A 21,468-nucleotide genomic window follows, 5' to 3' on the forward strand; every position below is an offset into this window, starting at 1 on the left:
TAAAAGTGGACGGCTCACTCAATCTATCTGCGGCGCCCCATCGCTGAGCCAGGCCTCTGCTGCTTTGAAGATAGACATGAACGGATGTCCGAATCTGGGAAGCAGGCAGTGGGCTTTGAATGACCGATTGTGGGTCCAACTGGTGTTCAGCCACCGCAATCGCAGCCGACAGACCTGGACACCTAACTGTTACCCGTGGCGTTACCCCGCAAGGTAAATCAACACCACCAGATCGCGCTAACGTATTGAAAATATGGTGGACGCACTTGGGCTCGAACCAAGGACCCGCTGATTAAGAGTCAGCTGCTCTACCAACTGAGCTATGCGTCCAAAGTCCCGGCGATTTCAAGGGCGCTTGGTGGCGCCGCCGCTGCGGGAGGCGGTCGATTAGCAGCGTCGCCGGACGATGCAAACCCTTTTTGTGCGCAGCTTACGAAAAAATCACCAGCGCACCGGTGACCGCCGATTGCTGCGGTCGATCGACATCAGAATGCCAAGACACAACATGAAGGTCATCTGACTCGATCCGCCATTGCTGATCAGCGGCAGCGGCACGCCGACCACCGGCGCCATCCCCATCACCATCGCCATGTTGATCGACACGTAATAGAAGATCGTCGCCGCCAGCCCCGCCGCGGTCAGCTTGGCGAAGCGCGTCTGCGCCTGCAGCGCCGCCGACAGCCCCCATTGCACGATCAGCAGGAAGGCAAGGATCAGCAGCACGCCGCCAACCAGACCCCATTCCTCCATCATCGTCGCGAGCGCGAAATCGGTATGGCCTTCCGGGAGATAGTCGAGATGGCTTTGCGTGCCGTTGAGGAAGCCCTTGCCGAAGATCCCGCCCGAGCCGATCGCGATCTTCGACTGGCTGATGTGGTAGCCGATCCCGAGCGGATCGCTTTCGGGGTCGAGGAACACCAGGATGCGGTTGCGCTGATAGCCATGGAGCACGAAATTGACCGCCAGCGGTATCGCCGCACTCAGCCCCAGCGCGCCGCCGATGAACAACCGCAACGGAACGCCCGCTAGGAACATCACCGTCACTCCGCCGATCACGATCATCAGCGCGGTGCCGAGATCGGGCTGTTTCATCACCAGCGCCGCAGGCACCAGGATCAGCAGCGCCGCGGGCCAGATCGCGCCGAAGCGGCGCGTCTCGTTGGGCGGCAGCATGTCGTAGAATTTGGCGCAGGTCAGCACGATGCACGGCTTCATCAGCTCGGACGGCTGCAGCCGGAAGCCGATCCCGAGATCAAGCCAGCGCTGCCCGCCGCCGCGGATCGCGCCGACCAGTTCGACCAGCACGAGCATCACGCACAATACGCCGTACGCCGGCAGCGCGATGTTGCTCCATATGCGTTCGGGGATGCGCGACAGGATCATCGCGCCGGTCAGGAACACGAAGAAGCGGATGCCCTGCGACAGCGCCCATGGCCGGATGCTGCCGCCCGCCGCAGAATAGAGCACGAGCAGATCGAAACAGCCGATCGCCAGCACGAGCAGCAGGATTTTCCACGGCAATTGCGCGAGCGGCGCGGGGACGAAGCTGAGGCCGCTCATGGCGCGTCGCGCTCGGTCGTGCCGTCCTCGGCGACGGTGTTGCCGTGCGCCGCGGTGTTGGCGAGCTCCTCGGCGGTCGCGACGTCCGCGTCGGCGGCGGCGCGGACGGCCGGCGCATCGGTCGGCGCGCTGGCGTTGAACTCGGTCTGCGCGCCGACCGCGATCGGCGGGGCGCTGGCGGCGGCGCGGTAGGCCGCGGTCTCCGCCGCCATCCGCGTGCGGATGTCGCCGCCCCAGGTCTTTTCGCCCTCGAGCAGCGACGCCATCGCGCGGTCGCGGTCGAACAGATAGGTCATCACGTCGCGCGCGATCGCCGGCGTATCGAGGTTGCGGACGGTGTGGCCGCCATGTTCGAGCACCACGGCGATCGCATAGCGCGGCTTGTCGTGCGGCGCGAAGCCCTGGAACAGCGCGTGATCGCGCATCTTGAAGGGGAGCGACCCGTTCTTGAGCACGCCCCCGGCGCGCTCGGCCATGGTGATGCGGCGGACCTGCGCGGTACCGGTCTTGCCGGCGAGCGCGACGCCCGGGATCAGCATCCGCGCGGCGCCACCGGTGCCGCCGCCATTAACCACGCCCCACATCGCCTCGTGGACGGTCTGGAGATGGTCGGGCGCGAACGGAAGCGGCGGGGCGTCATGGCGGACGTCGGCGGCGAGAATGGTCGGCTGGAGCGCGCGGCCCGAAGCAAGCCGCGACGCCATCACCGCGAGTTGCAACGGGTTCGACAGGACATAGCCCTGGCCGATCGACGCGTTGAGCGAATCGGCGACGGTCCAGGGCTGCTTGTAGCGGCGCAGCTTCCACGCCGGGTCGGGAACGGTGCCGTAGCGCTGGCTGTTGAACGGCAGCACGAACTTCTGCCCGAGCCCGAGCGTGCGCGCGACCGGCGCCACGTGGTCGTAGCCGAGCCGCCGCACCATCTCGTAGAAATAGATATCGCAGCTCTGCATGATCGCGTTCTTGAGATCGAGCGCGCCGTGCCCGCTCTTCTTGTGGCAGTGGAAGATGCCGGTGCCGACGCGCAGCGCGCCCGAGCACACGACGCGATCGGACGCCGGGACGCCCGCGCCGAGCAAGGCCATCCCGTTCATCGGCTTGACCGTCGAGCCGGGTGGATAGAGCCCTTGCAGCACCTTGTTCATGAGGGGTACGTGATCGTTCTCCGACAGCATCTTCCATTCGAGATGGCTGATCCCGTCGGAGAAATTGTTGGGGTCGTACGCCGGCATCGATACCATCGCGAGCATCTCGCCGGTCAGGCAGTCGATCACCACGACCGAGCCGGACTGCGTGCCGAGCCGGCGCGCGGCATAGTCCTGCAGCCCCGCGTCGATCGTCAGGCGCGCATTGGCGCCGGGCTGGTCGGGCCTGGTGGCGAGCTCGGCGACCAGCTTGCCCCGCGCGGTGACCTCGACGCGCTTCTGCCCGGCGACGCCGCGCAACTGCTTTTCGAGCGTCTTTTCAAGCCCGTCCTTGCCGAGCTTGAAACCCGGTGTGACCATCAATTGATCGTGCGTCTGCTTGTACTGCTCGGCGGACGCTGCACCGACATAGCCGGTGAGATGCGCGACCGCCGCGCCGGCCGGATAGCTGCGCGAAAAGCCGCGCGTCGGGGCGACGCCGGGCAGTTCGGGCAGCCGCACGCTGACCGCGGCGAAACGCTCCCAGTCGAGATTCTCGGCGACCTGAACCGGCTGGAACCCCGCGGCGTGCTCGAGATCGGCAACGAGCCGATCCATCTCCTCGGGCGGCAGCTTGAGCAGATCGCGCAGCAGCGCGAGGACATGGTCCTTGTTCTCGAGCCGGTCGGGGATGATGTCGACGCGGAAATCGGTGCGGTTGTTGGCGATCGGCGCGCCGTGGCGATCGACGATCCAACCGCGGCGCGGCGGCACCAGCGTCATGTTGACGCGGTTGCTCTCGGATTTGAGCGTATATTGCTCGTTCTCGACCACCGCGAGCCACGTCATCCGTCCGGCAAGCGCCAAGCCAAACACGCCCTGCGCCGCGCCGAGCATCACGGTGCGGCGCGAAAAGCTGTAGCTTTGCGCGGCCTCGGTCGCGGCGCGTCCGCTAGGACGGAAGGTCGCGCCGCCGCTCACGTCTCCTCCTCATCGTCGCTGATCAGCCTGCAGATCCGCACCACCAGCGGGAAGAGCAGGATCGACACCGCGATCTGCAGCATCAGCGCGGTATCGACATGCGCGCCGATCGGCGACGCAACAAGCCGCCCAAGGATCAGGCAGAAAGCGATCCCGCCCCCCGCGATCAGCCAATCCTGCCAGAAATCGCGGTAGACGATACGCTGGTCGATCAAGTCGATCATGAAGAGGCACAACGTCCAGAACAGCATCGCGTTGCCGAGCGGCTGTCCGCTGACGAGATCGTCGAAGAAGCCGAGCGGAAGCGGAGCCCAAATGCGCAGGCTTTCGGGCTTGGTCAGCCGCCAGCCGAGCAGCATCAGCAGCCCGAACGGCGGCAGCACCGGGAAGCTCGCGACCATCGGCCATAGCGTCAGCGCCGAGCCGATCGCGACGGTGATCGCGGGCACGAAGCGCCGGAAGCTCTGGTCGGGGACCTCGTCGAACGGGCCGCGGGCTTGCCTCATCGCCGGCTCACGGCTTCTTCTTGAGCGGACGCGGCGCGGCCGCGGGCTTGGGCGCGGGGATCGGCACCGGGATCGGCGGGGCAGGGGGCATGAAGGCGCGCTGGACGAGCGCATAGTCGATCGTGTCGGCCTGGGTGAAGGCGCGCGAGATCGACGTATCGCGGCCGCGCCGCAACACCCGCGCGACGGGCACGTCGGGCGGATAGATGCCGCCGATACCCGAGGTCACGAACACGTCGCCCGGCGCGAAATCGGTCGCGGCGGTCGCGACCGACTTCACGTCGATCAGCCCGTCGCCGCGTCCCGTCGCGAGCGCGGGAACGCCGTCGCGCGTCCGCCGCACCGGCACGACGCTCTCGGGATCGGTGAGCAGCAGCACGCGCGCGCTGTTCGGGCCGGTTTCGAGCACGCGGCCGATCAGCCCTTCGGGACCGCGGACCGGCTGGCCGCTCGCGACGCCCTGCCACGACCCGGCGTTGAGCACCGCGACGCGGCGCGTGCTTGACGCCGACGAACTGACGAGGCGCGCGGTGACGACGGGCTCCGAAATCCGCTCGCGGACCTGGAGCAGAGCGAGCAGGCGGCGGTTCTCATACGAAAGCGAGCGCGCGCGCAGGAACAAGGCATGCTGCGCGGCGAGTTGCTTGCGGAGCGCCGCATTCTGGTCGTGCACCGCGAAATAGTCGCCGATTCCGCCCGGAACCGACCCGATCCCGCGTCCGATCGCCGACAGTCCCGAGGACAGCGGCGTGCTCACTTCGGCGACGCTCGCGCGAAGGGCTGCAAAGGCGACAGGGTCCAAAGTCGACAAGGCAAGCAGCACCGCCCCGACGAGCGACCCCGCTACGGCGACGACATATCCTGCAAAAAGGCTGTATTGCGCCCGCCGCGAAAACCCCGGACGCCGATTGCGAGGCGGCGCCATCATACCCCCATCAAAAAGCCCGAGGGCCAGTAAAACCTTGGATCGCCTTACGCCAAGCGCCGCGGCGTGAGTAGGGTCAATCCCTCGACCCGGGCCGCGTCAGCGCTCGCTTCGTCGCGTCACGCGCTGTGCAGCACGCCGCGATAGACCGGATCCTCGAGCGCGCGCCCGGTGCCGAGCGCGACGCAGGTGAGCGGGTCGTCGGCGATCGTGACGGGCAGGCCGGTTTCGTCGCGCAGCACCTCGTCGATGCCCTTGAGCAACGCGCCGCCGCCCGTGAGGACGATGCCCTGGTCGACGATGTCGGCGGCGAGTTCCGGCGCGGTGTTCTCGAGCGCGATGCGGACGCCCTCGACGATCTGGCCGACGGGCTCGGAGAGCGCTTCGGCGATCTGGCCCTGGTTGATCTGGATCTCCTTGGGAACGCCGTTGACGAGATCGCGGCCCTTGACGTGGATCGTCAAGCCGATGCCGTCCGCGGGCGGCTTGGCGACGCCGACTTCCTGCTTGATCCGCTCGGCGGTCGCATCGCCGATCAGGAGGTTGTGGTTGCGGCGGACGTAGGAGACGATCGCCTCGTCCATCTTGTCGCCGCCGACGCGCACGGAAGTGGTGTAGGCGAGACCGCGCAGCGAGAGCACCGCGACTTCGGTCGTGCCGCCGCCGATATCGACCACCATCGAACCGATCGGCTCGGTCACGGGCATGTCGGCGCCGATCGCGGCGGCCATCGGCTCTTCGATCAGCCAGACCTGCGAGGCACCGGCGTTCGACGCGGCATCGCGGATCGCGCGGCGCTCGACCGAGGTCGATCCCGACGGCACGCAGATCACGATCTGCGGCCAGCGCATGAAGCGGCGCTGCCCGCCATGCACCTTGTGGATGAAGTGCTTGATCATCTGCTCGGCGACGTCGATGTCGGCGATGACGCCGTCGCGCAATGGGCGGATCGCCTGAATGCTGTCGGGGGTCTTGCCCATCATCAGCTTGGCGTCGTCGCCGACCGCCTTGACGCGCTTGACGCCGTTGAGCGTCTCGACCGCGACGACCGACGGTTCGTTGAGCACGATGCCCTTGCCGCGCAGATAGACCACCGTGTTGGCGGTCCCCAGATCGATCGCCATGTCATGGGAGGAAAAGCGGAAGAGATTCGAGAAAAAGCCCATGGATCGTTCCGTTTCACGCCGGACTGAGTATCTGCCGACAGGTCGCACAAGGTCAGGACGCCGCTTGCAACCGGGGCTTTCAGAGCGATGCGCTTTGCTCTGAAGGTTGGTTGAATGCGGGTCGCGGGAGGCCTGCGATTGGGCTAGACGATTGTGCATGTCAATACGCCGCCTGCCCGAACATCTCGTCAATCGTATCGCTGCCGGTGAAGTGGTCGAAAGGCCCGCCAGCGCGTTGAAGGAACTCGTCGAAAACGCGGTCGACGCAGGGGCGACGCGCATCGCTGTACGCTTGGGCGGCGGGGGCACAGACCTGGTCGAAGTGACCGACGACGGCTGTGGGATGGCGCCCGCCGACATGGCACTGGCGCTCGAGCGGCATGCCACCTCGAAGCTTCCCGACGAGGCGATCGAAAACGTCAGCACGCTCGGCTTTCGCGGCGAGGCGTTGCCCTCGATCGCGAGCGTCGCGCGGATGACGCTCGAGAGCCGAGTGCGCGGGAGCGAGGGCTGGTCGCGCGTGGTCGATAACGGTGTGGTCGTGTCCGAAGGCCCCGCCGCGATTCCCCCGGGTACGCGCGTACGGGTCGAGGCTTTGTTCGAGCGCGTGCCCGCGCGGCGCAAGTTCCTGCGCTCGCCGCGCAGCGAGTTCGCGGCGTGCCTCGACGTGGTCAAGCGGCTCGCGATGGCGCGGCCCGATATCGGCTTCTCGGTCGAGCATGACGGACGGCGCTCGCTCGGCGTGACCGGCGGCGAAACGCTCCCCGACCGGGTGGCGGCGCTGACCGATCGTGGGTTGGTCGATAACGGCGTGGGGATCGACTTCGTCCGCGAAGGGATCGGGCTCGGCGGGATCGCCGGCCTGCCGACCTTCAACCGCGGCGTGGCGGATCATCAATATCTGTTCGTCAACGGGCGGCCGGTGAAGGATCGGCTGCTGATCGGCGCGATCCGCGGCGCCTATGCCGAGATGATGCCGCGGGACCGGCATGCCGTGGTGGCGCTGTTCCTCGATGTCCCGCCCGATGCGGTCGATGTGAACGTCCATCCCGCGAAGACCGAGGTGCGCTTTCGCGATCCGGCGATGGTGCGCGGGTTGATCGTCAGCGGATTGCGGCGGGCGTTGGACGAGGCGGGGCACCGTAGCCAGTCGGCGCCGCAAAGTTCGCTGGCGGCGTGGACACAAGAACCCGACCGTCATCCCCGCGAAAGCGGGGATCCCGCTTCTTCCGTCTTCGGGATGTCGCCCGGTCTGGAGACCCCCGCTTTCGCGGGGGTGACGAAAATGGGGGCGGGCGGCCTGGCGGGATTGGGGGCGGGGGCCGGGTACCAACTCAACGAGCGCCGCAGCTTCTTCACCCCGCCGCCGCAAGCCCGCGCCGAACCCGCCTACGCGCCCCCGCCCGAAACGATCGACTTCCCGCTCGGCGTCGCCCGCGGTCAGGTCGCGAAAACCTATATCGTTGCCGAGAGCCCCGACGGGCTGATCCTCGTCGATCAGCACGCCGCGCATGAACGGCTCGTGCTCGAACGGATGCGCAAGGCGATGGCGAGCGGCGGCGTCGCCAGCCAGGCGCTGCTCCTCCCCGAAGTGATCGAACTCGACGAACCCGCCTGCGACCGGCTCGAGGCGCGCGCCGCCGAGCTGAGCGAGTTCGGCCTCGACCTCGACCGCTTCGGCCCGCACGCGATGCTCGTGCGCGGCGTGCCCGCGATGCTCGGGCAGAGCGACGTGACCGGCCTCGTCACCGATCTCGCCGACGAGCTCGCCGCGTTCGACGAGGCGCTGTCGCTGCGCGAACGCCTCGACCATGTCGCCGCGACGATGGCGTGCCACGGCTCGGTCCGCGCCGGGCGGATCCTGTCGGTCGCCGAGATGAACGCGCTGCTGCGCGAGATGGAGGTTACGCCGCATTCGGGGCAGTGCAACCACGGCCGCCCGACCTGGGTGAAGCTCGCGCACGGCGATATCGAACGGTTGTTCGGGCGCAAATAGCGCTCGGTCGGTCGCGCGTTACTTGGGGAGAGCGATCGATGCGAGATAGGCGCGCAGCGCGAGCCAGTGGTTCGCGCCGGCTTCCACCAGCACCACGGTTCCCGGCTTGGCAGTCGCGTCGATCTGCGCGGCGAGCAACTGGGTTCGCCGGACGCTTTCCGCTTTGACGATCGCGCTGGCAACGCCGGTGCCGCACGGCGTTACAGCGGCCGGGTCGAAGGTCGGGCCGTAAGCCGCGCGATACCAGGCGGCGTAATCGAAGCGTTCGGGGCGACGCGCAGCCGGCACTGCGGCCAGCTCGCTGTCGAGCGCGGCGGGGGCGGGGGCGCCGAACGGATCGACGTGCGCGCGGAGCAGATGCGCGCCGATCGCGTCGCGGAAATCGAATCCGGCGGCGATGTCGCCGACATATTCGTCGTTCGGACTCAAATCCCAGCCGCGGTAGCGGACGTGGCGCTCGCGGGCGAGCGTCACCGCGTACAGATTTTCCTGGATATGCCCGTCCGCCAATTGCCGTTCCGCGCGGGTGGCGAGGAACGCGAGATACGCATCGCTGGCGCTCTTGTCGGCGGATGCCGCTTCGACCAGTATCGTGTCCGGCGTGTATTGCGCCACGGCCGTCTTGATCTGCGCGTGCGTTGCCGATCGCGGATCTTTCGTGTGGAGCGTGGCGACGAACACCAGCGTGGCGCCGTTGCGCAGATGATAGAGTCGCGTGAAGGGCGGCGCCCAGTCGCGCGGCGGAGTGCAAAGATCGCCGACGCTCGCGATTGCGTCGGGCGAGGGGCGAGCGAGCGAGGCATCGGCAAGCAGGCCGGCCAGCATGGCGAATGCGAGCGTAAATCCGGGCATCGTCTTGCCTCCGAGTCGAGCTGATGCCTCTCGAAATCACAAAGAATTTCGTCCGAAATGCGACCTTTAATCCCCAATTGCGGTGCATTCGGGAGCGGCCGGATTGCGGTAAGAGACTTTCGACTTGAATCGATCGTAATTCGGCTCCTGAAGAAAAGCTTACAGAAAGCTGAACCTTTCGCAGCGTTGCGCATTTTACTCGGCAAGACGCGCGATGGCGCTCCTACTGAAGAAGCGATCTGATCATGACCAAAGTTCTCCCCGTCGTGCTTGCCCTGATCCCGTTCGCCGCGCTCGTCGGCGCCTGCGCGGTCACGGGCTAACCGCCTCCGCCCCAGCATCCCCCCAATCCCCCCCGCTGGGGCGGAGACACACGGAAAGGGCCGCCCGGATCACTCCGGACGGCCCTTTCTTTTGCCATACGGCCCGAAGCTTACGCCTGAGCAGGCGCTTCCGGCTCGTCGTTCGACACTTCGGCGGTCGCACCAGGTTCGGCGTTGGGATCGTAATCCTCGACGAAACCAGCCTCGTCCTTCTCGAACATCGCTTCCATGACGTTGACGCCATCGGCCTGCATCTTCGCCTCTTCGGGCGAGCGGGCGATGTTGATCTTGATCGTTACCGACACTTCCGGGTGGAGCGAAACCTTGACCTCATAGAGGCCGATCGCCTTGATCGGCTTGTTGAGCACGATCGCCGACTTCGGCACCTTGTGGCCTTCAGCCTCGAGCCCGTCGATCAGATCGCGAACCGCGACCGAACCGTAGAGCTGACCGGTGTTCGACGACTGGCGGATCAGCGTCAGCGTGATGCCGTCGATCGTCTTGGCTTCGGCTTCGGCCTCGGTGCGCTTCACGGCGTTGTCGGCGACGATCTTCTCGCGGTTCTTCTCGAAGACCTTGCGGTTGGCTTCGTTCGAACGGAGCGCCTTCTTGTTCGGCAGCAGGAAGTTGCGGGCGAACCCGTCCTTCACCTTGACGACGTCGCCGATGTTGCCGAGCTTCTCGACACGTTCCAGCAGGATGATATCCATCTGTTGGGCCCCTTACTTAACGATGTAGGGCAGCAGGCCCAGATGGCGCGAACGCTTGATCGCCTGGGCGAGCTCACGCTGCTTCTTGCCGCTCACCGAGGTGATGCGGCTGGGGACGATCTTGCCACGCTCGGACACGAAGCCCTGGAGCAACCGGACGTCCTTATAGTCGATCCGGGGGGCATCCTTGGCCGAGAACGGGCAGGACTTGCGGCGGCGGAAAAATGGGCGTGCCATTGTCTATACCTTCCTTATTCGCCGTCGAAGCTGCGGCGGGGGCGATCTTCACGATCACCACGGTCCGGGCGATCGCCACGGCCTTCACGGCCGCCTTCGCGATCACCACGACGCTCACGGTCGCGGTCCGACTTGCGCATCATGACGCTGGGGCCTTCCTCGGCCGCATCGATCTTGACGGTCATGTAGCGGATGATGTCTTCGTTGATCTGCGTCTGGCGCTCCAACTCGGCGATCACATTGCCCGGGGCATCGATCTCGAGCATGACATAATGCGCCTTGCGGTTCTTCGCGATCTTGTACGCGAGGCTACGCAGACCCCAGCTCTCGGTCTTGATGACCCGGCCTTCGTTGTCGTTCACGATCTTGGTGGCGATTTCCGCCAGAGCGTCCACCTGCGCCTGTGCCAGATCCTGGCGCGCAAGGAACACGTGCTCGTATAGAGCCATGTGTCTCGTCTTTCATTCTTGGCCGATCGCTGACGCCCGCACCATGCGAAACGCCCCTCCGGCTATCGTCTTCAATAGCAACCGGGGCGGAAAGCTGTGCTCTCCACCCCGATCGGTGTGCCATAGCGAAATCGGCGCGGAAGGCAAGTGCGTTCCCAAGGTGCGCGGCGTTCCCGATCCTCCCCCGCCAGGGGAAGGTGGCAGGCGCAGCCTGACGGAGGGGGCGGTAAGAGGAACGTTCGTTGCGCTTCCTCCCCCTCCGTCGCCTTCGGCGCCACCTCCCCCTGGCGGGGGAGGATTTGCGCTAGGCTCAGTTGAACGCGCCGCCGAGCACCGCGCCGATCAGGCCGCCGCTGAGCGCGACGAGCACCGCGTCGTTACCCGAGCGCACCCAGTGATAACCGCGTGGCGGGGCGTAGAGGCGACGGCCGCGATACTGCTGCCAGTTGCCGATTTCCTGATAGTTGCTGGCATAGCGGCGATCGAAACGCTGGCCGCGCGCCCAGCGGCGGTTCTGCTGCGGGCGCACAACGCGACGCTCGGTGACGACGGTACGGCCATTGGGCTGCTGGCGGATGACCGTTGTGCGGCGTTCGTCGCGCTGCTGGGCCGACGCGCCGGTCGCGGCGAGCGGGCTTAGGATCGACGATGCCGCCAATGCGGCGATGATGAACTTCTTCATGATGAAACTCCTGTTTCTGACGGCGCCTTAACTCCCGGCGTCGAAGACTATCTAGGAAGCGTTTGTCGCGCATCCGCGACGATCAGAACCCGAAATGGTCGCAAAGTGTCCCGGCCGGACCGGCCGCGTTCAGCTTCGCGCCGCCGCGCCGTTCTTGACGCGGGTTTGACCGAGCGCCTAACCGCGCGGGCAAAGGAGTATCATGATGCGCGCGTTTATCTTCCCGGGGCAGGGCAGCCAGTCGGTCGGCATGGGCAAGGCGCTCGCCGAAGCGAGCGCGGTCGCGCGCGCGGTGTTTCAGGAGGTCGATGAGGCGCTCGGCCAGCATCTCTTCCGGCTGATGACCGACGGCCCCGAGGACCAGTTGCAGCTGACCGAGAACGCGCAGCCCGCGATCATGGCCAATGCGATCGCGACGCTCCGCGTGCTCGAGGAGGAGGGCGGTGTCCGCCTCGCCGACAAGGCGGATTATGTCGCGGGGCATTCGCTCGGCGAATATAGCGCGCTGTGCGCGGCGGGTGCGATCGATCTGGCGACGACCGCCAAGCTGCTCAAGCTGCGCGGGCAGGCGATGCAGGCGGCGGTGCCCGTCGGCATCGGCGCGATGGCGGCGCTGCTCGGCGCCGATGTCGAGAAGGCGCGCGCGATCGCCGAGGCGGCGGCTGAGGGCGAGGTGTGCACCGTCGCCAACGACAATGATCCGTCGCAGGTGGTGATCTCGGGGCATCGCGGGGCGATCGAGCGTGCGGTCGCGCTCGCAAAGGAAATGGGCGCCAAGCGCGCGGTTTTGCTGCCGGTGTCGGCGCCGTTCCACTGTGTTTTGATGCAGCCTGCCGCCGATGCGATGGAAACGGCGCTGGCCGAGGCGCGGATCCACGCGCCGCTGGTGCCTTTGTTCGCCAATGTCACGGCGGCGGCGGTCGGCGATGCCGACACGATCCGGCGGCTGCTGGTCGAGCAGGTGACGGGCATGGTGCGCTGGCGCGAATCGGTGCTGGCGCTGCAGGTGGCGGGGGTCGAGCGGTTCGTCGAGTTCGGCGGCAAGGTGTTAACGCCGATGGTCAAGCGCATCGCGGGCGATGTCGAGGCGGTGAGCGTGGTGACGATGGACGATGTCGAGGCTTTGGCTAAGGTGCTTTAAGGAGAAGGTTTGTTCGCGCAGAGGCGCGGAGGACGCGGAGAAGAAGTGAGGGACATCGACGAGATCAGCGGTGACGTGCTGAACGTTGCGGTGCGCTTGCATCGCGATCTCGGCCCCGGCCTTATGGAAAGCGTCTACGAGGCGTTGATGGCAGGCCGGCTGGCTAAGATGGGATACGCAGTCGCGCGACAGCAGCCTATCGACATTGATTTCGACGGCATGCGGTTCGAAGGCGCTTTCAAGATCGACTTGATGGTCGATCAGCGATTGGTCGTGGAAATCAAATCGATCGAGCGATTGCTGCCTGTCCACGCGAAGCAACTGCTGACCTATCTGAGACTTACAAAGCAGCCCGTTGGGCTGCTTATCAATTTCGGCGGAGATACGCTCAAGGAGGGAATACGCAGATTGGTGAACAACCACATCTCTGCGTCCTCTGCGCCTCTGCGCGAACCCATCAACCCTGGAGATTAAGAGATGTTCGACCTTACAGGCATGACCGCCCTCGTCACCGGAGCCTCCGGCGGGATCGGATCGGCGATCGCACAGGCGCTCGCGGCGCAAGGTGCGCGGCTGGCGGTTTCGGGGTCCAATGTGGCCAAGCTCGAGGCGTTTCGCGACAGCTTGGGCGGCGATCACGTCGCGTTGCCGTGCGACCTGTCGGATGGCGCGGCGGTCGATGCGCTCGTGCCTGCCGCGGTCGAGGCGCTCGGCGGCAAGCTCGATATCCTCGTCAACAATGGCGGCATCACGCGCGACAATCTCGTCATGCGGATGAAGGATGACGAATGGGATCAGGTGATCCGCGTCAACCTAGAGGCCGCCTTCCGGCTCGCGCGCGCGGCGGCGCGGCCGATGATGAAGGCGCGCTTCGGGCGAATCGTTTCGATCACCTCGGTCGTCGGGACGACCGGAAATCCGGGCCAGGCGAATTACGCTGCGTCGAAGGGTGCGCTCACCGCAATGTCGAAGGCGCTTGCGCAGGAACTCGCCAGCCGCGGCATCACCGTCAATTGCGTCGCGCCGGGCTTCATCGCCTCGCCGATGACCGAAAGCCTGCCAGACGCACAGAAAGACGCGCTCAACGCCCGCATTCCGATGGGAAAAATGGGCACGGGGGCAGACATCGGCGCCGCAGTCGTCTATCTCTCCAGCCGCGAGGCGGGCTATGTCACCGGGCAGACGGTCCACGTCAACGGCGGCATGGCCATGATCTAATAGGGATCTAATGGGGATCTGAGTGTCCCTACTTGCAAGCCTCGGACGCGCGTTCTACGTGCGTTCAGGAATACCAACACCCCCATCGATAGAGGGACGATACACATGAGCGAGACCGCAGACCGCGTTAAGAAAATCGTCGTCGAGCATCTCGGCGTTGAAGCCGACAAGGTGACCGAAGACGCGAGCTTCATCGACGATCTGGGCGCGGACAGCCTCGACATCGTCGAGCTCGTCATGGCCTTCGAAGAAGAATTCGAAGTCGAGATCCCCGACGATGCCGCCGAGAAGATCACGACCGTCAAGGACGCGATCACCTTCATCGACGAGCATAAGAGCTGAGCCACAGCGCTTTTAGCGCGGCCGCACGGCTATACTAAAGGAACGGCTCCCCGTCCCAGGGCAATGACCGGGGGTGGGGGGCCGTTCCCATTTACGAAGATCAAGATTTTTAGACGGAGATGGCCATGCGGCGTGTTGTCGTAACCGGACTGGGGCTCGTGACGCCGCTCGGCGCCGATGTCGAAACCGCCTGGGCGAATATCCTCGCGGCGAAATCGGGCGCGGGGACGATCACGCGTTTCGACGCGACCGATTATGCCTGCACGATCGCGTGCGAGGTCAAGCCCGCCGACCATCCGTACGGCTTCGATCCCGGCAAGCGTGTCGACCACAAGGTCCAGCGCCAGGTCGACCCGTTCATCATCTACGGCATCGATGCCGCCGGCCAGGCGCTCGAGGATGCCGGGCTGCTCGACATGACGCTCGAACAGAAATATCGCGCCGGCTGCTCGATCGGCGCCGGTATCGGCGGCCTTCCGGGAATCGCCAGCGAATCGATCGTGTTGCACGAAAAGGGCCCGCGTCGCGTCAGCCCGCACTTCGTCCATGGTCGCCTGATCAACCTGATCACCGGCCAGGTGCAGATCAAATACGGCCTGATGGGCCCCAACCATGCGGTCGTCACCGCCTGCTCGACCGGCGCGCATTCGATCGGCGATGCCGCGCGGATGATCGCGATGGACGATGCCGACGTGATGCTGGCAGGCGGCGCCGAGGGCGCGATCTGCCCGCTCGGCATCGCTGGCTTCTCGCAGGCGCGCGCGCTGTCGACCGGGTTCAACGCGACGCCCGAGAAGGCCAGCCGCCCGTACGACAAGGATCGCGACGGCTTCGTGATGGGCGAGGGCGCCGGCGTCGTCTGCCTCGAGGAATATGAGCATGCCAAGGCGCGCGGCGCGAAGATCTATGCCGAGGTGATCGGCTATGGCCTGTCGGGCGATGCCTATCACGTGACCGCACCGCATCCCGAAGGCTCGGGCGCGTTCCGCTCGATGGAAATGGCGATGAAGAAGTCGGGGCTCCAGCTCTCCGACATCGATTACATCAACGCCCACGGCACCTCGACCCCGCTCGGCGACGAGCTCGAGCTCAACGCGGTGCGCCGCCTGTTCGGCGACAATATCCAGACCATGTCGATGAGCTCGACCAAGTCGGCGATCGGGCATCTGCTCGGCGGCGCGGGCGCGGTCGAGAGCATCTTCTGCATCCTCGCGATGCGCGACCAGATTGTCCCGCCGACGCTCAACCTCGACAATCCGAGCGACAATTGCGCGGGCGTCGATCTGGTGCCGCATGTCGCGAAGAAGCGTTCCGTCAAGGCGGTGCTCAACAATTCGTTCGGCTTCGGCGGGACGAATGCGAGCCTCGTCCTGCGCGCGATGTGATCGTTGGCCGTGCGCCCGCCCAAACGTGGTGCACGGCGCCCGGCGCGCCGCGCCGCCCGCAGCAAGGATAGCCCGTTGCGCAGGGTCGGCTGCCTGGGATTGCTGCTCGGCCTTGGCGCGATCGTCGCGCTGTTCGCCGTCGTCCAGATGTGGGGCGGACGCGGTCCGCTCGCCCGCCCGATCAGCGTGCAGATCGCCCCCGGCTCGAGTCTGGCCGGCGCGTCGGTAGTGCTCGAGAAATCGGGGGCGATCGCCTCGGCAAGCCGCTTCCGCCTGTTCGCCAAACTGTTCGGCTCGGACGCGCCGATCAAGGCCGGAGAATATCGCATTCCGGCGCATCTTAGCCAGGCCGATATCCTCAAGGTGCTGCAGGGCACCAAGACGATCCAGCGTTTCGTCACGATCCCGGAAGGCTGGCCCTCGGTAATGGTCAAGGATGCGCTCGACCGCGCGACCGAACTCAAGGGCAGCATCGATGTCCCCGCCGAGGGCAGCGTGCTTCCCGACAGTTATGCGTTCCAGCGTGGCGACACGCGCGCCTTCATCCTCCAGCGGATGCAGAGCGTGCGCAAACGCTATCTCGCCGCCGCCTGGGCCAAGCGCGCGCCGGGGCTGGCAGTGACCACCCCCGAGCAGGCGCTGATCCTCGCCTCGATCGTCGAGAAGGAAACCGGGAAACCGAGCGAGCGCGCGATGGTCGCGGCGGTCTATGCGAACCGGTTGAAGCGCGGGATGATGCTGCAGGCCGATCCGACGATCATCTATCCGATCACCAAGGGCCGTCCGCTCGGGCGCAAGATCCTGCTGTCCGAGGTCCATGCGGTGAATGCGTACAACACCTATGCGATGGTCGGGCTGCCGGTCGGGCCGATCTGCAACCCCGGGCGCGCGTCGATCGACGCGGTGCTCCACCCGGCGCAATCGAACGCGCTGTACTTCGTCGCGGACGGGTCGGGCGGGCATGTCTTCGCCGACACGCTTGAACAGCATAACGCCAATGTCGTGAAGTGGCGCGCGTATCGCGCGGCGCACGGGATCTAGCGCGAGACACCCCTTTTTTGGGGACGGTATCTCGGCGGAGGGCGTTCGGGCGGCGCGCTAAGGCGCCGCCCGCCGCTCGATCAGCAGTGGTGGTTGAACTTACCGACATGGCCGCGGCAGCGCACGACCTTGACCGGATGATGGGCTTTCAGGTTGATGCGCGGCGCGAGCACGCCGTGGCACTTGAACACCTTGCCATGGCTGTTGCGGCAGACTTTGGCGTCGGCGGGCGCGGCTGCGCCGATCGCGGCGACGGAGATCAGCAGTGCAGCGGTGAGGGTCTTGATCATAGCATCGTCTCCATTGTGGATAGCTCACGCTATCGTCGATGGGGCAGGCGGTGTCCAACGCCCGCCCCTGTATGAAGCAATTGTCATCTCGGGGCTTCGCGGCGACGGCGCGGATGGCGCTGGAACCCGCGCTATCCCCGCAGCCCGCTCGCCGTGCGCGCAAGCGCCTCGACCTCGGCCATCGACGCACCCTTGGGCGTCACCCAACTCCCGCCGACGCATAGCACCGGCTTGAAGCTCAGCCATTCGGAAGCGCTAGCTTCGGTGATACCGCCGGTCGGGCAGAAACTGCACTGATAGAATGGCGCGGCGAGCGCCTTGAGCGCCTTGAGCCCGCCATTCGCTTCGGCCGGGAAGAACTTGAAGTTGCTGAGGCCGAGATCCATGCCGAGCATGATGTCGGCGGCATTGGCGATGCCGGGCAGGAACGGCACGCCGCTCGGGATGATCGTCCTGCCGAGCCGTTCGGTCAGGCCGGGCGAGACGATGAATTCGGCGCCGGCGTCGACCGCCTGCTGGAACTGGTCGGGGTTTACCACCGTGCCCGCGCCGACGATCGCGCCGGGCACCTTCTTCATCTCGGCGATCGCCTCGAGCGCGGCGCCGGTGCGCAGCGTGACCTCGAGCACCTTCAAACCGCCCGCGACGAGCGCCTCGGCGAGCGGACGTGCGGTCGCGGCGTCGTCGATTACCAGCACCGGGATGACGGCGCTGGTGCGCATGATGTCGGTGATGGATGGTACGGAGGGGGTCATCGTGTGTGCTCCTGGGCAAAGGCGGCCGCTGCGCCGAAAAGGCCCGGCTGCGGATAGGTGATCAGTTTGACCGGGATCGCCGCCATGCGCGCCTGGAAGCGGCCTTTGGCGGCGAAGCGCTCGGCAAAGCCCGATTTGCGGATATGGTCCTTGAGCCGCAGCCCGAGCCCGCCGGCAATGACGACGCCGTTCGACCCGTGCGCCAGCGCGAGGTCGCCGGCGACCGCGCCGAGGCTCATGCAGAAGCGGTCGAGCGCGGCGACCGCGAGGCTTTCGCCTTCGTCGAGCGCGGCGCTCCAGATCGCCTTGTCGTCGAGCCGCGGCACGGTGCGATGCTCGAGATCGGCGAGCGTCTCGTAGATCGCGACGATGCCCGGGCCCGAGACGACGCGCTCGGCCGAGACGCGCGTGTAGTTGGTGCGCAGCCGCTTGGTGAGGCGGTCCTCGATCGCGTCGAGCGGCGCGAAATCGACATGGCCGCCCTCGGTCTCGAGCACATGATAGCGCTCGGCCGTACGCAGCACCTGCGCCACGCCGAGCCCGGTGCCGGGGCCGCACACCGTCAGGACGCCGTGTTCGGGGAAGGGGACGTCGGGGCCGCAGAGGTGGAAGAAGTCCTGATGATCGACCTGTGCCACCGCCTGGCCGACCGCGCCGAAATCATTGATCAGGACGAAGTCGTCGATATCGAGCCGCTCCTTGAACAGCGGCGGGCGGATCACCCAGGAGTTGTTGGTCAGTTTGATCACGTCGCCGCTGATCGGCGAGGCGACCGCGACCGCGGCGAAGCGGGGAAGGGTGCGGCCGCTCTGTGCGCTGAACGCCTGCCAGGCGGTCTGGAAACCGGCATAGTCCGCGGTCTTGAGCGTGACCGGCTCGCCGAGCGCGACGACGCGGCCGCCCTCGACCTCGGCAATCGCGAAGCGGGCATGCGTGCCGCCGATATCGACCGAAACGACTTCCATTCTATCTCTCTCCGTTTTGGCGCGCGAAACTGGCGACCAATATAAGCCCCTCCCCTTCAGGGGAGGGGTTAGGGGTGGGGACGTGCCTCAAATCCGAGGTCCGCTTTCGCGGAACGGCCCCACCCAACCCCTCCCCTAAAGGGGAGGGGCTTGCGCGCTTTGCAGGCGTTCACCACCCCATGCCGGTCAGCAGCGGTGACGCGCCGCGTTCGGCTTCGTTGGCATTGGCGCGGAACAGGCCGAACAGTTCGCGGCCCATGCCGTCGGCCTCGGGCGGCGCGGTCGCGGGGACGCGCGCGGTCCATTCGGCCGGCTCGACCAAAGCCTCCAGCACCCCCGCCTCGGCATCGAGCCGGATGATGTCGCCGTCGCGCACGCGCGACAGCGGACCGTCGCCCAAGGCTTCCGGCGAGCAATGGATCGCCGCGGGCACCTTGCCGCTCGCGCCCGACATGCGCCCGTCGGTGACGAGCGCGACGCGGTAACCCCGGTTCTGGAGCACGCCGAGCGCAGGCGTGAGCTTGTGCAGCTCGGGCATGCCGTTGGCGCGCGGGCCCTGGAAGCGCATCACCACGACGACGTCGCGCGTCAGCTCGCCCGCCTGGAAGGCGGCGAGTACCGCGGCCTGATCGTGGAACACCGCCGCCGGCGCCTCGATCGTCCAGCGGTCGCGCTCGACCGCCGAGACCTTGATGCAGGCGCGACCGAGGTTGCCGGTGAGGATGCGGAAGCCGCCCTCGGGCGCGAACGGCGCTGCGGGGGTGCGCAGGATCGTGTCGTCGCCGCTCCCGCCGGGGTCGTCCCAGGTCAGCGCGTCGTTCTCGTCGAGCCGTGGCTTGCGCCCGTAATCGGTCATGTCCTCGCCCGCGACGGTCAGCAGGTCGCGGTGGAGCAGCCCGGCATCGGCGAGTTCGCGGATGACATAGGGCATGCCGCCGGCATCCTCGAAGCCGTTCACGTCGGCCGACCCGTTGGGATAGACGCGCGCTACGAGCGGGACGGCCTTCGACAGGCGATCGAAATCCTCCCAGTCGATCACGATCCCGGCGCACGCCGCGATCGCGGGGAGGTGCAGCAGATGGTTGGTCGATCCGCCGGTCGCGAGCAGGCCGATCGCGGCGTTGACGATCGCCTTCTCGTCGACGCACAGGCCGATCGGGCGGTAGCTGTCGCCGTGCCAGCCGATCTGCGTGACGCGGTGGACCGCGGCGCGCGTCAGTTCCTGGCGCAGCTTCGTGCCGGGATTGATGAAGGCGGCGCCGGGCATGTGCAGGCCCATCATCTCCATCATCATCTGGTTCGAATTGGCGGTGCCGAAGAAGGTGCAGGTGCCCTTCGAATGGTAGGCGCCGATCTCGGCTTCGAGCAAAGCATCGCGGCCGACCTTGCCTTCGGCATAGGCTTCGCGGACCTCGACCTTGGCCTTGTTGGGAAGGCCCGAAGGCATCGGCCCGGCGGGGATCAGCACCATCGGGAGGTGACCGAAGCGCAACGCGCCCATCAGCAGGCCCGGCACGATCTTGTCGCAGATGCCGAGCAGCGCCGCGCCCTCGAACATGCCATGGCTGAGCGCGATCGCGGTCGACAGCGCGATCGTGTCGCGGCTGAACAGCGACAGCTCCATGCCGGCATAGCCCTGCGTCACGCCGTCGCACATCGCGGGCACGCCGCCCGCGACCTGCGCGGTCGCCCCCGCTTCGCGTGCCCAGATCTTCATCTGCTCGGGGTAGCGATAATACGGCGCGTGCGCCGAGAGCATGTCGTTGTACGAGGTGACGATGCCGATGTTCATCGCCTTGGCGGCGGTGAGCGCGGGGCGATCCTCCTCGGTGCCGGCATAGGCATGCGCCGCGTTGGCGCAGCCCATCGCCGGGCGCTCGATATGCGTGTCGCGCGCCCGGCCGATCAGCGACAAATAGGCGTCGCGGGTCGGCTTGGAGCGGGTGATGATGCGGTCGGTGACCGCGGCGATTTCAGAATGGAGGGTCACGACAATCTTCCCGGGGAGGGGTTGGAGATCATTCGGCGGCCCAGTGAATATCTACCGGCAGCTCGGCATCGGCAAGCACCCGACCGATCGGATATTTCGACGACGGACCCTGCTTGATCGCATCCTCGATCACCTTCTTCTTGGCGTCGCCGGTCACCGCGATGAGCAGCGCGCGCGCCGAGACGATCGCCGCGCGGCTGAGCGTGACGCGCGGGACGGGGGCTTCCTTGGGGAGCGGATCGGGCATCACGCCGAGCGCGCGACGTTCGGTCGGGCCCGACAGGGCCTCGTCGTAATCGGGGCCGGGGAAGATCGAGCCGGTATGCCCGTCGGCGCCGACGCCGAGCAGGCACAGATCGAGCGGCCAGTGCAGATCCTGCATCAGCGCATCGGCCGAGCGGCCGGCGGCCTTGTAGTCGGCGGTCGCGGTCGGGACGATCGGCATGACGCGCGCGCCCTTGGGCAGGAACGCCTTGGCGATCATCGTGACGTTCGACAGCGGATCGCCGAGCGGCACGATACGCTCGTCGACCGGGACGATCGTGACGCGCTTCCAGTCGTGCTTGGCGGCGGCGAGCTTGGCGTAGATCGGGATCGGCGTCTTGCCGCCCGACAGTGCGATCACCGCTGCGCCGCGCGCGTCGATCGCGCTGTCGATGATGAAGCCGATATCGCCGGCGACGGCGGCTGCCATCTCCTCGGAATCTTCATAGTCCCACCATTCGATTTCGTGGTCGTCGCTCATGTCTTTTCCTTTTCCTTCTCCCTCTCCCGCTGGCGGGAGAGGGCCGGGGAGAGGGGCGTGCCTCACGAACCAGCGTCCGCGTGAC

The 21,468-nt window shown here is 66.6% G+C and carries 22 protein-coding genes and 1 tRNA gene; 7 read left to right on the forward strand and 16 right to left on the reverse strand.

The window, feature by feature from the left end; genetic code table 11:
- Positions 1-254 precede the first annotated feature (254 nt).
- From RH90_RS13840 to RH90_RS13865, 6 genes are all read right to left on the reverse strand, one after another.
- A tRNA-Lys gene (locus RH90_RS13840) sits at positions 255-330 on the reverse strand.
- 111 nt (positions 331-441) lie between these two features.
- The gene (gene rodA / locus RH90_RS13845; protein WP_010186322.1) at positions 442-1,560 is read right to left on the reverse strand and encodes a rod shape-determining protein RodA; all 1,119 of its coding nucleotides are present in this window, start codon (positions 1,558-1,560) and stop codon (positions 442-444) included.
- The gene (mrdA, locus tag RH90_RS13850; RefSeq protein WP_086011222.1) at positions 1,557-3,581 is read right to left on the reverse strand and encodes a penicillin-binding protein 2; all 2,025 of its coding nucleotides are present in this window, start codon (positions 3,579-3,581) and stop codon (positions 1,557-1,559) included. Before mrdA ends, rodA begins: the two co-directional genes overlap by 4 nt.
- 80 nt (positions 3,582-3,661) lie before the next feature.
- A complete protein-coding gene (mreD, locus tag RH90_RS13855; RefSeq protein ID WP_010186324.1) occupies positions 3,662-4,171 on the reverse strand; it encodes a rod shape-determining protein MreD in 510 nt (169 codons plus the stop codon).
- A gap of 7 nt (positions 4,172-4,178) precedes the next feature.
- Positions 4,179-5,096, reverse strand: a complete 918-nt coding sequence (mreC, locus tag RH90_RS13860) for a rod shape-determining protein MreC (protein ID WP_010186325.1) — start codon at positions 5,094-5,096, stop codon at positions 4,179-4,181.
- Positions 5,097-5,215: 119 nt separating this feature from the next.
- Positions 5,216-6,262 carry a rod shape-determining protein gene (locus RH90_RS13865; protein WP_010186326.1) on the reverse strand — a complete coding sequence of 349 codons (1,047 nt, stop codon included), beginning with the start codon at positions 6,260-6,262 and terminating at the stop codon, positions 5,216-5,218.
- A gap of 157 nt (positions 6,263-6,419) precedes the next feature.
- Between RH90_RS13865 and mutL the strand changes: the two genes are divergently transcribed.
- Positions 6,420-8,258: a DNA mismatch repair endonuclease MutL gene (mutL, locus tag RH90_RS13870; protein ID WP_010186327.1), complete on the forward strand. Its 1,839-nt coding sequence runs from the start codon at positions 6,420-6,422 to the stop codon at positions 8,256-8,258.
- 18 nt (positions 8,259-8,276) lie between these two features.
- On the opposite strand, the gene RH90_RS13875 is transcribed toward mutL, so the two are convergent.
- From RH90_RS13875 to RH90_RS13895, 5 genes are all read right to left on the reverse strand, one after another.
- Positions 8,277-9,110, reverse strand: a complete 834-nt coding sequence (locus RH90_RS13875) for a hypothetical protein (RefSeq protein WP_010186329.1) — start codon at positions 9,108-9,110, stop codon at positions 8,277-8,279.
- A gap of 433 nt (positions 9,111-9,543) precedes the next feature.
- Entirely contained in the window at positions 9,544-10,143 is a 600-nt protein-coding gene (gene rplI, locus RH90_RS13880; RefSeq protein ID WP_010186330.1) for a 50S ribosomal protein L9, read from the reverse strand.
- Between the two features lie 12 nt (positions 10,144-10,155).
- On the reverse strand, positions 10,156-10,380 hold the full coding sequence (gene rpsR, locus RH90_RS13885) for a 30S ribosomal protein S18 (protein ID WP_010186331.1): 225 nt from the start codon (positions 10,378-10,380) through the stop codon (positions 10,156-10,158).
- A 14-nt stretch (positions 10,381-10,394) separates the two neighbouring features.
- Positions 10,395-10,829 carry a 30S ribosomal protein S6 gene (gene rpsF, locus RH90_RS13890; protein WP_010186332.1) on the reverse strand — a complete coding sequence of 145 codons (435 nt, stop codon included), beginning with the start codon at positions 10,827-10,829 and terminating at the stop codon, positions 10,395-10,397.
- Positions 10,830-11,139: 310 nt separating this feature from the next.
- Positions 11,140-11,511 (reverse strand): RcnB family protein, encoded by a 372-nt coding sequence (locus RH90_RS13895; RefSeq protein ID WP_010186333.1) that lies wholly within the window; start codon positions 11,509-11,511, stop codon positions 11,140-11,142.
- Positions 11,512-11,716: 205 nt separating this feature from the next.
- On the opposite strand from RH90_RS13895, the gene fabD reads away from it, so the two are divergent.
- The 6 genes from fabD to mltG all read left to right on the forward strand — a co-directional run bounded on the left by fabD (position 11,717) and on the right by mltG (position 16,638).
- The gene (gene fabD, locus RH90_RS13900) at positions 11,717-12,652 is read left to right on the forward strand and encodes an ACP S-malonyltransferase (protein ID WP_010186334.1); all 936 of its coding nucleotides are present in this window, start codon (positions 11,717-11,719) and stop codon (positions 12,650-12,652) included.
- A gap of 45 nt (positions 12,653-12,697) precedes the next feature.
- Positions 12,698-13,126, forward strand: coding sequence for a GxxExxY protein (locus RH90_RS13905; RefSeq protein WP_010186336.1), 429 nt, complete (start codon positions 12,698-12,700; stop codon positions 13,124-13,126).
- A 3-nt stretch (positions 13,127-13,129) separates the two neighbouring features.
- Positions 13,130-13,870 (forward strand): 3-oxoacyl-[acyl-carrier-protein] reductase, encoded by a 741-nt coding sequence (gene fabG / locus RH90_RS13910; protein ID WP_010186337.1) that lies wholly within the window; start codon positions 13,130-13,132, stop codon positions 13,868-13,870.
- Between the two features lie 105 nt (positions 13,871-13,975).
- A complete protein-coding gene (locus tag RH90_RS13915) occupies positions 13,976-14,212 on the forward strand; it encodes an acyl carrier protein (RefSeq protein ID WP_010186338.1) in 237 nt (78 codons plus the stop codon).
- 125 nt (positions 14,213-14,337) lie between these two features.
- Positions 14,338-15,597, forward strand: a complete 1,260-nt coding sequence (fabF, locus tag RH90_RS13920) for a beta-ketoacyl-ACP synthase II (protein WP_010186342.1) — start codon at positions 14,338-14,340, stop codon at positions 15,595-15,597.
- Positions 15,598-15,672: 75 nt separating this feature from the next.
- Positions 15,673-16,638 (forward strand): endolytic transglycosylase MltG, encoded by a 966-nt coding sequence (gene mltG / locus RH90_RS13925; RefSeq protein WP_010186343.1) that lies wholly within the window; start codon positions 15,673-15,675, stop codon positions 16,636-16,638.
- Positions 16,639-16,718: 80 nt separating this feature from the next.
- Here mltG and RH90_RS13930 read toward each other — a convergent pair whose 3' ends face one another.
- The 5 genes from RH90_RS13930 to pgl form a co-directional block, all read right to left on the reverse strand.
- On the reverse strand, positions 16,719-16,928 hold the full coding sequence (locus RH90_RS13930) for a hypothetical protein (RefSeq protein ID WP_010186344.1): 210 nt from the start codon (positions 16,926-16,928) through the stop codon (positions 16,719-16,721).
- 131 nt (positions 16,929-17,059) lie between these two features.
- Positions 17,060-17,683, reverse strand: coding sequence for a bifunctional 4-hydroxy-2-oxoglutarate aldolase/2-dehydro-3-deoxy-phosphogluconate aldolase (gene eda / locus RH90_RS13935; RefSeq protein WP_010186345.1), 624 nt, complete (start codon positions 17,681-17,683; stop codon positions 17,060-17,062).
- Positions 17,680-18,648 carry a glucokinase gene (gene glk / locus RH90_RS13940; RefSeq protein ID WP_010186346.1) on the reverse strand — a complete coding sequence of 323 codons (969 nt, stop codon included), beginning with the start codon at positions 18,646-18,648 and terminating at the stop codon, positions 17,680-17,682. Before glk ends, eda begins: the two co-directional genes overlap by 4 nt.
- A 169-nt stretch (positions 18,649-18,817) precedes the next feature.
- On the reverse strand, positions 18,818-20,638 hold the full coding sequence (gene edd / locus RH90_RS13945) for a phosphogluconate dehydratase (protein WP_010186347.1): 1,821 nt from the start codon (positions 20,636-20,638) through the stop codon (positions 18,818-18,820).
- Positions 20,639-20,666: 28 nt separating this feature from the next.
- Positions 20,667-21,383, reverse strand: a complete 717-nt coding sequence (gene pgl, locus RH90_RS13950) for a 6-phosphogluconolactonase (RefSeq protein ID WP_010186348.1) — start codon at positions 21,381-21,383, stop codon at positions 20,667-20,669.
- Between the last annotated feature and the right edge of the window lie 85 nt (positions 21,384-21,468).

Origin of the sequence: Sphingomonas sp. PAMC 26605 (assembly GCF_000241485.1) — a bacterium.
Lineage (GTDB): Bacteria > Pseudomonadota > Alphaproteobacteria > Sphingomonadales > Sphingomonadaceae > Sphingomonas.

Excerpts from the sequence above, each read along its gene's own strand:
- RH90_RS13875 (WP_010186329.1), bottom strand. The coding sequence starts at position 9,110 with ATGCCCGGATTTACGCTCGCATTCGCCATGCTGGCCGGCCTGCTTGCC.
- RH90_RS13930 (WP_010186344.1), bottom strand. The coding sequence starts at position 16,928 with ATGATCAAGACCCTCACCGCTGCACTGCTGATCTCCGTCGCCGCGATC.
- fabG (WP_010186337.1), top strand. The coding sequence starts at position 13,130 with ATGTTCGACCTTACAGGCATGACCGCCCTCGTCACCGGAGCCTCCGGC.
- rodA (WP_010186322.1), bottom strand. The coding sequence starts at position 1,560 with ATGAGCGGCCTCAGCTTCGTCCCCGCGCCGCTCGCGCAATTGCCGTGG.
- mrdA (WP_086011222.1), bottom strand. The coding sequence starts at position 3,581 with ATGCTCGGCGCGGCGCAGGGCGTGTTTGGCTTGGCGCTTGCCGGACGG.
- rpsF (WP_010186332.1), bottom strand. The coding sequence starts at position 10,829 with ATGGCTCTATACGAGCACGTGTTCCTTGCGCGCCAGGATCTGGCACAG.
- mreC (WP_010186325.1), bottom strand. The coding sequence starts at position 5,096 with ATGGCGCCGCCTCGCAATCGGCGTCCGGGGTTTTCGCGGCGGGCGCAA.
- fabD (WP_010186334.1), top strand. The coding sequence starts at position 11,717 with ATGCGCGCGTTTATCTTCCCGGGGCAGGGCAGCCAGTCGGTCGGCATG.
- mutL (WP_010186327.1), top strand. The coding sequence starts at position 6,420 with ATGTCAATACGCCGCCTGCCCGAACATCTCGTCAATCGTATCGCTGCC.
- fabF (WP_010186342.1), top strand. The coding sequence starts at position 14,338 with ATGCGGCGTGTTGTCGTAACCGGACTGGGGCTCGTGACGCCGCTCGGC.
- rpsR (WP_010186331.1), bottom strand. The coding sequence starts at position 10,380 with ATGGCACGCCCATTTTTCCGCCGCCGCAAGTCCTGCCCGTTCTCGGCC.
- eda (WP_010186345.1), bottom strand. The coding sequence starts at position 17,683 with ATGACCCCCTCCGTACCATCCATCACCGACATCATGCGCACCAGCGCC.
- RH90_RS13865 (WP_010186326.1), bottom strand. The coding sequence starts at position 6,262 with ATGGGCTTTTTCTCGAATCTCTTCCGCTTTTCCTCCCATGACATGGCG.
- glk (WP_010186346.1), bottom strand. The coding sequence starts at position 18,648 with ATGGAAGTCGTTTCGGTCGATATCGGCGGCACGCATGCCCGCTTCGCG.
- pgl (WP_010186348.1), bottom strand. The coding sequence starts at position 21,383 with ATGAGCGACGACCACGAAATCGAATGGTGGGACTATGAAGATTCCGAG.
- mreD (WP_010186324.1), bottom strand. The coding sequence starts at position 4,171 with ATGAGGCAAGCCCGCGGCCCGTTCGACGAGGTCCCCGACCAGAGCTTC.
- RH90_RS13915 (WP_010186338.1), top strand. The coding sequence starts at position 13,976 with ATGAGCGAGACCGCAGACCGCGTTAAGAAAATCGTCGTCGAGCATCTC.
- RH90_RS13895 (WP_010186333.1), bottom strand. The coding sequence starts at position 11,511 with ATGAAGAAGTTCATCATCGCCGCATTGGCGGCATCGTCGATCCTAAGC.
- rplI (WP_010186330.1), bottom strand. The coding sequence starts at position 10,143 with ATGGATATCATCCTGCTGGAACGTGTCGAGAAGCTCGGCAACATCGGC.